10 protein-coding genes are annotated in these 9,889 nt (G+C 68.4%); 1 reads left to right on the forward strand and 9 read right to left on the reverse strand.

All coding sequences use genetic code 11. The annotated features are described in order from the left end of the window. A partial coding sequence (locus tag AC1D12_RS14485; protein WP_477841114.1) for an agmatinase occupies positions 1–757 on the reverse strand: 757 nt, incomplete at its 3' end. 132 nt (positions 758–889) lie between these two features. Here AC1D12_RS14485 and AC1D12_RS14490 point away from each other — a divergent pair. Continuing rightward, positions 890–1,837, forward strand: a complete 948-nt coding sequence (locus tag AC1D12_RS14490; protein WP_477827871.1) for a 2-hydroxyacid dehydrogenase — start codon at positions 890–892, stop codon at positions 1,835–1,837. Positions 1,838–1,861: 24 nt separating this feature from the next. Here the strand turns inward: AC1D12_RS14490 and dnaB are convergent, their stop codons facing one another. The 8 genes from dnaB to ppsA form a co-directional block, all read right to left on the reverse strand. Next, positions 1,862–4,366 carry a replicative DNA helicase gene (dnaB, locus tag AC1D12_RS14495; RefSeq protein WP_477841115.1) on the reverse strand — a complete coding sequence of 835 codons (2,505 nt, stop codon included), beginning with the start codon at positions 4,364–4,366 and terminating at the stop codon, positions 1,862–1,864. Positions 4,367–4,504: 138 nt separating this feature from the next. Beyond that, positions 4,505–4,957, reverse strand: coding sequence for a 50S ribosomal protein L9 (gene rplI / locus AC1D12_RS14500; RefSeq protein WP_477841117.1), 453 nt, complete (start codon positions 4,955–4,957; stop codon positions 4,505–4,507). Positions 4,958–4,968: 11 nt separating this feature from the next. Further along, a complete protein-coding gene (gene rpsR, locus AC1D12_RS14505) occupies positions 4,969–5,259 on the reverse strand; it encodes a 30S ribosomal protein S18 (RefSeq protein WP_047502601.1) in 291 nt (96 codons plus the stop codon). 51 nt (positions 5,260–5,310) lie between these two features. Beyond that, positions 5,311–5,592, reverse strand: a complete 282-nt coding sequence (priB, locus tag AC1D12_RS14510; RefSeq protein WP_047502598.1) for a primosomal replication protein N — start codon at positions 5,590–5,592, stop codon at positions 5,311–5,313. Between the two features lie 37 nt (positions 5,593–5,629). Next, positions 5,630–5,992, reverse strand: coding sequence for a 30S ribosomal protein S6 (rpsF, locus tag AC1D12_RS14515; protein WP_047502595.1), 363 nt, complete (start codon positions 5,990–5,992; stop codon positions 5,630–5,632). Between the two features lie 151 nt (positions 5,993–6,143). Continuing rightward, complete coding sequence (locus AC1D12_RS14520) at positions 6,144–8,216, reverse strand: sodium:solute symporter family protein (RefSeq protein ID WP_477841119.1); 2,073 nt, start codon at positions 8,214–8,216, stop codon at positions 6,144–6,146. Next, on the reverse strand, positions 8,209–8,472 hold the full coding sequence (locus tag AC1D12_RS14525) for a DUF4212 domain-containing protein (protein WP_465112330.1): 264 nt from the start codon (positions 8,470–8,472) through the stop codon (positions 8,209–8,211). The genes AC1D12_RS14520 and AC1D12_RS14525 overlap by 8 nt, the downstream gene beginning before the upstream one ends. A 7-nt stretch (positions 8,473–8,479) precedes the next feature. After that, positions 8,480–9,889: phosphoenolpyruvate synthase (gene ppsA, locus AC1D12_RS14530; protein WP_477841121.1), on the reverse strand; the 1,410-nt coding region annotated here is incomplete at its 5' end.

Raw genomic sequence — 9,889 nt, forward strand, 5'->3', positions numbered from 1 at the left:
GGTCGAGGCCGTCGATGTCGAAGCTGAGGTAGACGGGCCCCCCGCCGACGCGCTCGACCACCTCCTTCATCAGCGGCAGCAGGCTGCGGTGCCAGCACTCCTCGGCCTGCACCACGCGAAAGCCCTGCGCGCGGCACCAGTCGAAATCGTCGGCGTGGTAGCCGGTGCCGCGCAGGCCGATCTGCACGACGCGTTGGCAGTCGAGCAGGCCCTCTTCGACGGCGCGGCGAAACGGCGTGCCGTGCGCGATCTTCTCGCCGCCCATCGTGTCGTTGACGTCGGCATGCGCGTCGACGTGCACGACGCCGAGCGGGCCGTAGCGCTTGCGCATCGCGCGCAGGATCGGCCAGGCGATCGTGTGGTCGCCACCGATCGTGATCGGGCGGCAGCCGCCGGCGATGATGCGGTCGTAGGCCGCCTCGATGCGGTCGATCGAATCGACGATGTTGTACGGGTTGGTCGCCACGTCGCCGATGTCGGCGACCTGCAGCGAATCGAAGGGCGCGGCGCGCGTGGCCATGTTGTAGGGCCGCAGCAGCACCGACTCGCTGCGCACCTGGCGCGGGCCGAAGCGCGCACCGGAGCGGTTGGAGGTGCCCAGGTCGAACGGCACGCCGACGAAGCAGGCGTCGAGCCCCTCGGCGGTCGGCTGGTGCGGCAGCCGCATCATCGTCGCGATGCCGGCGAAGCGCGGCACCGCGTCACCGCCCAGCGGCTGGTTGAAACGCGGGGCGGCGGGAGCTTGCGGAGGGTTCACGACGGGATGCCGGCAGCCAGGGATCCCGGATCATAGGAGCCGTGCGGCGCGGCAGCCGATCGAAAAACTCAACGGGCGGCCTTAGTTTTATTGCCGGCCGCCGCGGCCCGGCTGCCTATCATCGGCGCCACGATGAATGCAGCACGCCCCCGCATCTACTATTTCAGCCGCATCGATCCGCCCGCGATGTGGCGCGACGCACTGGCCGGGCAACTCGGCGACGACGCCTTCGACTTCATCGTCGGGCCCGGCTGCGCGGCGCCGCACGAGATCGACATCGGCCTGATGTACAACCTGCCGCCCGAGGGCCTGCGCGCGTTCTCGAACCTGCGCGCGGTGCTGTCGCTGTCGGCCGGCGTGAACCAGTTCGACCGCACGCGCATGCCTCCGGGCGTACCGCTCGCGCGATCGGTCGACAGCTCGCTCGCGCAGCACATCGTCGGCTATGCGAAGGCCGCGGTGCTGCGCTACCACCGGCGCTTCCACCGCTACGAGCGCGATTCGCAGGCGGCGCTGTGGCGCTTCGAGCACCCGCGGTTGAATGCGCAATCGGCGGTGGGCGTGCTCGGGCTCGGCGAGCTCGGCAGCGCGGTGGCCGCGGCGCTCGCGGCCGAAGGGTTCACGGTGCACGGCTGGAGCCGGTCGCCGCGCGAACTGGCCGGCGTGCGCACCCATGCCGGTGCCGCCGGGCTTGCGCAACTCGCCGGCGCCACCGACATCCTCGTCAACCTGCTGCCGTTGACCGACGAGACGCACGGCATCCTGTCGGGCGCGCTGTTCTCGCAGATGCGGCCCGGCTCGTTCGTGATCAACATGGGCCGCGGCGGGCACCTGGTGGAAGACGACCTGCTGGCGGCGCTCGCGAGCCGCCGGCTCGAAGCCGCGACGATCGACGTGGCGACGGTGGAGCCGCTGCCCGCGGGCCATCCGTTCTGGCGCCACCCGGGCATCCTCGTGACGCCGCACGTCGGCGGCATCACGACGGCCGCCACCGCGGCACCGCARCTCGCCGAGAACGTGCGGCGCGCGATGCGCGGCGAGCCGCTGCTGAACCAGGTGGATGAAGGACGGGGATACTGACCGTGTGCGCTGGCGCCCCGCGCGTCAGTACATGTCGCCGCCCCCGCCCCGGTCGCTGCCGGGCGCGAGGTTCTCGAACTTCGTGAGCGGCTTCAGGAACGCGAGCCGCACCGTGCCGGTCGGGCCGTTCCGCTGCTTGCCGATGATGATCTCGGCGACACCCGGGTCCTTGCTCTCGTCCTTGGTGTAGTAGTCGTCGCGGTAGATGAACATGATGACGTCTGCATCCTGCTCGATCGCTCCCGATTCACGAAGATCGCTCATCATCGGGCGCTTGTCGGTACGAGTCTCGACGCTTCGGTTCAGCTGCGACAGCGCGATCACCGGGCACTTCAGTTCCTTGGCCAGCGACTTCAGGCCGCGCGAGATCTCGCCGATCACGGTGGCGCGGTTTTCCTCGCTGCCGCCGCCGCTGCCGCTCATCAGCTGCAGGTAGTCGACGACGATCAGTCCGAGCTGGCCGCACTGCCGCGCCTGGCGGCGCGCACGGGCGCGCAGCTCGCTCGGCGACAGCGCAGAGCCTTCGTCGATGAAGACCGCAGCCTTGCCGAGCTTCTCGACCGCCTCGGACAGCCGGCCCCATTCGTCGTCGCGCAGCTTGCCGGTGCGCAGGTTGCTCTGGTCGATGCGGCCGAGCGAGCCGACCATCCGCAATGCGAGCTGCGCCGCGCCCATTTCCATCGAGAACACGACGACCGGCAGGCCCTCGTGCACCGCGACGTTCTCGGCGATGTTCAATGCGAAGGCGGTGTTGTGCGTGACGACATCTTCGTCGGTGATGTACAGCCGCTGCGGATGCGACACCGAGATGCACTGGCACGGCGCGCGGCGCGACGGCTCGATCGCGCTGAGCGTCAGCCGCTTCTGGCGCTGCCAGCGCTCGGGCGTGCGGGCCTGCTTGTCCGACAGCAGGAACAGCGAGCGCGGTTCAGGGTGCGAGATGTGGCACACGTAGGCCGGCAGGCCCGGCACGCGCATCCCGGCAACGTTGGTGAAATGCGGCGCCTTCTGGCTGATCGAGCACCAGCCGCCGAGCGAGCGGACCAGCGCAGCCACGTCGTCGGCCAGGCGCCGGCTCGCGGTCGAGAGGCGCACGCTGCCCCAGCGCTCGACCCAGCCATCGGTGTCGAGCAGGCCGCGCAGCAGGTCGAGCCGGCGCTCGCGGCTGGCGGTGAGATAGGACTCGGGAATGAATTTCTGGTCGCTGGACAGGCCCGACAGGCCGAGCGCCTCGAGCGCGGTGCGCAGCGGGTTGGGTTGCGCGCCGAGCAGCCCGGGCACATGGCCGCGGTCGCGGCGCACGATGCGGTAGTCGTAGCGACCGGCGTGCGTGACTTCCATGCCGTCGCCGGCGCGCTCGGCGACGCGCTCGATCATTTCGGGCTCTGCGGTCGAGAAGCGGACCGAGCCGGTGCCGGTCAGATTCCCGTCGCCGATGAGAGCACCGAGCAGCCACGGGTCGACCGGCAGCGCATCGAGGTGACCGAAATCACCGGTCGCGCAATCGATCCAGAGACGGCCCTGGTAGCGCGGCTTCTGCAGCATCACCCGCAGCTCGGCGGTGCTCAGCACGCGCGGTTCTTTCCAGCTGCGGAAATGCACGCGCCACAGATGCTCGTCGCAGCACTCGGCCGACCGGCCATCGGAGAAGCGGACGCGCCAGACGTCCTTCTCACCCTGCGGGTAGAGGCCGGTGACGATCGACGGCCGCCCGTCGACCGACGCGACCGCATCGCCGACTTCGAGCTCGCCCATGCGCTTCCAGGCCGACAGCGTGCGCACCCGCGCATCCAGCGGCTGCGCCTTGCCCATCGAGGGCCGCGCTGCCAGCACGATCAGGTCGCCCGGCTGCAGCCCGGCGGTCATGCGGTCCATGTCGAAGAAGCCGGTGCGCACGCCGGTCACTTCCTCGGCGCCGTTCTCGTGCAACTCGTTGACGCGGTCGATCAGCTGCACCACCAGCGTGTCCATGCTGATGAAGCCCTGGCGCGAGCGTGAGCCCTCTTCGCCGATCTTGAAGATCTTGCTTTCGGATTCGTCGAGGATCTGCGAGACCGGCCGGCCCTGCGGATTGAACGCCGCGGTCGCGATCTCGTCGCTGGCGGCCACCAGCTTGCGCAGCACCGCGCGCTCGCGGACGATCTCGGCATAGCGGCGCAGGTTGGACGCGCTCGGCACGCTCTGCGCGAGCGCGTTCAGGTAGGTCAGCCCGCCGCAATCGGCCGCCTTGCCCAGGCCCTGCAGCTGCTCGAACACGGTGATCACGTCGGCCGGCTTCGAGCCGTTGATCAGCCCGCCGATCGCCGCGTAGATCAGCTTGTGCTCGTAGCGGTAGAAGTCGGTGTCCTGCAGCAGGTCGCCGCAACGGTCCCAGGCACTGTTGTCGAGCAGCAGGCCGCCGATGACGCTCTGCTCAGCCTCGATCGAATGCGGCGGCACGCGCAGGCGCGCCACCTCGTCATCTTCCGCACCGTGGCTGCGCGCTGCGTCGGATCCGAATTGCGGGGGGAGATTGAAAACCGAGGACATCGATACTTCCTGTGGGCAACCCTGTGGACATCCCTGTTGGCATCCGGTGATCAAGCACTGGACAACCGCGGAGAACTCGCGCCCCAATGAAAAAGGGCCGGCGAAGCCGACCCTTTTGTCGAGGCGCGAGGCGCAACCTTAGTCGGTTTCGCCGACCACCACAACCTTGACATCCACGACCACATCAGTGTGCGGCGCCACCGACACGACGTGCTCGCCGACCGTCTTCAGCGGACCGTTGGGCAGGCGAACCTGCGCCTTGGCGATCTTGAAGTCGATGCGCGTCAGCGCTTCGGCGATGTCGTTGTTGGTCACCGAGCCGAACAACCGGCCATCCACACCCGCCTTTTGCGTGATGTGAACGGTGCGGCCGCTCATCTTCTCGCCCAGCGCTTGCGCGGTGGCGAGCTTGTCGGCAGCGGCCTTTTCGAGTTCGGCGCGCTTGGCTTCGAATTCCTTGATTGCGACCGGCGTCGCACGGCGTGCGGACTTGGTCGGGATCAGGAAGTTGCGTGCATAACCGTCCTTGACCTTGACGAYWTCGCCGAGGTTWCCGAGGTTSMCSACTTTKTCGAGCAGGATCACTTGCATGGTGTGGCTCCTCAGACCTTGTGCTGGTCGCTGTACGGCAGCATCGCCAGGAAGCGCGCGCGCTTGATGGCGGTGGTCAGCTGACGCTGGAAGAACGCGCGCGTGCCGGTCAGGCGTGCGGGCGTGATCTTGCCGTTCTCACCGATGAAATCGCGCAAGGTGTCGATGTCCTTGTAGTCGATTTCCTTGACGCCGGTCACCGTGAAGCGGCAGAAGCGCTTGCGGCGGAACAGCAGGGATTGTTGGTTGCGCTTGGGCTTGCGGTCCTTCGAGAACCGACCTTTACCACGTGGCGGGGGCATATTTCACCTCACTTGAATATCAGATTCGGACAAACAGGTTGAGCACGGGGCTCATTCGAATTCGGTCACATGGAACAGCGTGCCGCGACCGCTGCGCATTGCTGACAGAAAGCCGGCGAAGGTGCCTGTGCTTCCGATCGGCAGTGCCTGCAGGCGCCGTGTGATGTCACCGATGGCCACGGCCCGGATCTCCAGGGAGACTCGGCGGACCTGGCCGGATTCGCTGACCTGCGATTCGTGCTTGAGGCTCAAATCGAAGGCCGGCAGCCCGGCCGGTGTGTATCTCACGGCCCCTCGCTCCACCACTTGCGCCGCCAGAACCAATCGGTTCATGCAACGCCCGGGTGACAGCCGCGGGACCTCACCGTTCTCAGGCTGCAGCTTCCTGCGGGGCCTTGCGGGACTCTTCCTTCTCGACCGCCTTCATCATCACCGACGGACCGGTGTCGGCCTGGGGGCGAACGACGGTCAGGTGACGCAGCACGGCGTCGTTGAAGCGGAAGCCTGTTTCCAGCTCGCCGAGGACTTCCTTGCTGCATTCGATGTTGATGCAGAGGTAGTGGGCCTTGGCCAGCTTCTGGATCAGGTAAGCCATCTGGCGACGGCCCCAATCTTCCACACGGTGGACCTTGCCGCCGCCGGCGGTGATCACACCCTTGTAGCGCTCCAGCATGGCCGGAACCTGTTCGCTCTGATCCGGATGGATGAGCAAGATGATTTCGTAGTGACGCATTGAAACTCCTTTTGGATTTGCGTCCTCTGCCCTTCAGTGAATCGAAGGCTTTGGACACGGAACCACCCCAAGCGTCGTCTGGGTGTGGCAAGGCGAACCCGGGATTCTACTCAGAAATCGGGTGAGTGGACATTTTTCTGTCTTGGCAGATTCAAGGCGAGCGAAGGCGATCGAGGAAAGCCTGCGTCTGCGGCCCCGGCGCCGGCCCCAGCAGGCTGCCGATGACCGTCGCCGCGAAGCCCGCCGGCACGCCGAACACGCCCGCCGAGATCGGCTGAATGCCGAACCACAGCCGCCCCGGCACCTGCACGCCCAGCAGCCCGCGCATCCAGGGCTCGTTCATCGCCATGTAGTACAGCGTCACCGACAGCCCGACCAGCATGCCCAGCACCGCGCCCTGGCGGTTGGCGCGCCGCCAGAACACCCCCAGCACCAGCGCCGGGAAGAAGGCCGAGCCGGCGAACGAGAACGCCGCCGACACCAGGAAGACGATGTCCGCCGGCTTCTGCGTCGCGAGCGCCGCCGCCGCCAGCGCGACCAGCAGCAGCATCACCTTCGACAGCATCACCCGCAGCCCGCCGGCGGCGTGCGGATCGAGCGTGCGGTAGTACACGTCGTGCGACAGCGCGCTCGAGATCGTCAGCAGCAGCCCGTCGGCGGTCGACAGCGCCGCCGCCAGCCCGCCGGCCGCCACCATGCCCGAGACGACGTAGGGCAGCCCGGCGATCTCGGGCGTGGCCAGCACGATGATGTCGGCGCCGATGCGGATCTCGCCCAGCTGCAGCACGCCGTCGCGGTTGATGTCGGCCACCGACAGCAGCGTCGGGTCGACCTTGGCCCAGTTCGCGATCCAGGCCGGCAGCTGCTCGAAGGGCGTGCCGACCAGCGAGGTGAACAACTCGTACTTCACCAGCACCGCGAGCGCCGGCGCCGACAGGTACAGCAGCAGGATGAAGAACAGCGACCAGGTGACCGATTGCCGCGCCTGCCGCACCGACGGCGCCGTGTAGCAGCGCGCCAGGATGTGCGGCAGCGCCGCGGTGCCGATCATCAGGCAGAACACCAGCGCGATGAAGTTGCGCCGCGAATCGTCGAAGGCCTCGCGCTCGCCCGGCGTGCCGTCGGGATCACCCGCAAACGGCGTGCCGTGCGGCGGCATGCCGCCCAGCGGATGCGCCCTCGCCTCGTTGGCCGCCTGCGACTGCGTCCACGCGATGCGCGCCGCGGCCTCGTCGGCCGGCAGCGACAGCAGCAGCTTCTCGGCCGCCTGCAGTTCGGCCAGCGAGGCACCGGCCTGCCGCAGCTCGGCCAGCCGGCGGCGCGCCGCATCGCGCTCCAGCGCCAGCGAGCCGGCCACGTCGCGCAGCCGCATCGCATCGCCCTCGGCGCGCGCCTTGTACAGCGCGATCACCTCCAATTCGCGCGGATCCTGCGCCAGCGCCTTCTCGCGCTCGCTCAGCTTCTGCAGCTGCGCGCCGTAGATCGCCTGCGGCACCGGCACGCCGGTCTGCTTGACCGACAGCCACACCACCGGCACCAGGTAGGCCACCAGCAGCACGATGTACTGCGCCACCTGCGTCCAGGTSAYCGCGCGCATGCCGCCGAGGAACGAGCACACCAGCACGCCGCCCAGCCCGAGGAAGATGCCGACCTCGAAGGCCACGCCGGTCAGCCGCGTGGTGATCAGCCCGACGCCGTAGATCTGCGCCACCACGTAGGTGAACGAGCAGAGGATGGCCGCGGCCGCGCCGATCAGCCGCGGCGCATGGCCGCCATAGCGGGCGCCGAGGAAGTCGGGAATCGTGAACTCGCCGAACTTGCGCAGGTACGGTGCCAGCAGCAGCGCCACCAGGCAGAAGCCGCCTGTCCAGCCCATGATGAACGCGAGGCCGCCATAGCCCTGCAGGTACATGGTGCCGGCCAGGCTGATGAAGGACGCGGCCGACATCCAGTCCGCCGCGGTCGCCATGCCGTTGTAGACCGCCGGCACGCGCCGCCCGGCCACGTAGTACTCGTTCGCGTCGGTGGTGCGGCAGATGATGCCGATGCCGGCATACAGCGCGACGGTGGCCAGCAGGAAGGTGACGCCGATCCAGCGCTTGGGCAGCCCGGCCTGCTCGGCGGCGGCGAGCGCCGCGATGAACGCCAGCAGGCCCACGGTGTAGAGCCCGTAGACCTTGTTGAGCCGGCGAAGAAAGCGGCGCTGCTCGCCGGGGTCACTCATGGCCGGCATGGTCGCCGCCCGGCTGCGCGGCGTCCATCCGGTTCATCACCCACGCGTAGGCGCCGATGATCGCGAGGAACACCAGCAAGGCGCCCTGCGCGCCGACCCAGAAGCTGAACGGCCAGCCGAAGAAGCCGAAGCCCAGGTCGCGCGCGAACCACGCGACGCCGAAGCCGACCGCGAACCACACCGCCAGCAGGCCGGCGACGATGCGCCGGTTGCGGCGCCAGTAGGCGGTGGGTTCGACCGGCGTCACATCACGCTCAACGTTTCGCGAGGCGCTGCCAGGTCTCGACGACCGTGTCGGGATTCAGCGAGATCGACACGATCCCCTCCTGCGCCAGCCAGTCGGCGAAGTCGGGGTGGTCGCTCGGCCCCTGGCCGCAGATGCCGATGTACTTGCCGACTGCACGGCAGGCCGCGATCGCGCGCGAGATCATCGCCTTCACGGCCGGATCGCGCTCGTCGAAGTCGCGCGCCAGCAGCTCCATGCCCGAATCGCGGTCGAGCCCGAGCGTCAGCTGCGTCAGGTCGTTCGAGCCGATCGACATGCCGTCGAAGTGCTCGAGGAACTGCTCGGCGAGGATCGCATTGCTCGGCACCTCGCACATCATGATGATGCGCAGCCCGTCCTGCCCGCCCGCCGAGGCCCGCTTGAGCCCGTGCTCGGCCAGCATCTCGACGACCCGTTTCGCCTGCCCGACGGTGCGCACGAACGGCACCATGATCTCGACGTTGTCGAGCCCCATGTCGCTGCGCACGCGCTTCAGGGCCTCGCACTCCATCGCGAAGGCCTCGCCGAAGCTCTCGCTGACGTAGCGCGACGCGCCGCGGAAGCCGAGCATCGGGTTCTCTTCCTCGGGCTCGTAGCGCGAGCCGCCGATCAGCTTGCGGTACTCGTTGCTCTTGAAATCRGAGAGCCGCACGATCACCGGCTTCGGCCAGAACGCGGCCGCGATGGTGGCCACGCCCTCGACCAGCTTGTCGACGTAGAACGCGCGCGGCGACGCATGCCCGCGCGCCACCGACTCGACCGCCTTCTTCAGGTCGAGGTCGATGTTCGGGTAGTCGAGGATCGCCTTCGGGTGCACGCCGATGTTGTTGTTGATGATGAACTCGAGCCGCGCGAGGCCGACGCCGCTGTTGGGCATCTGCGCGAAATCGAAGGCCAGCTGCGGGTTGCCGACGTTCATCATGATCTTCACCGGGCAGTACGGCAGCTCGCCGCGCTGCACCTCGGAGACCTCGGTGTCGAGCAGGCCCTCGTAGATGTAGCCGGTGTCGCCTTCGGAGCAGGCCACGGTGACGAGCGCGCCTTCCTTCAGCGTCTCGGTCGCGTCGCCGCAGCCGACCACGGCCGGGATGCCCAGCTCGCGCGCGATGATCGCCGCGTGGCAGGTGCGCCCGCCGCGGTTCGTGACGATCGCGCTGGCGCGCTTCATCACCGGCTCCCAGTTCGGGTCGGTCATGTCGGTGACGAGCACGTCGCCGGCCTGCACGGTGTCCATGTCGGCCAGGCTGTGCACGATGCGCACCGGGCCGGTGCCGATCTTCTGGCCGATCGCGCGGCCTTCGGCCAGCACGGTACCGCTGCCCTTGAGCTTGTAGCGCTGCTCCGCCTTGCCGGCCGCCTGGCTCTTCACCGTCTCGGGGCGGGCCTGCAGGATGTACAG

The organism is Rhizobacter sp. P1_G5, assembly GCF_056405435.1.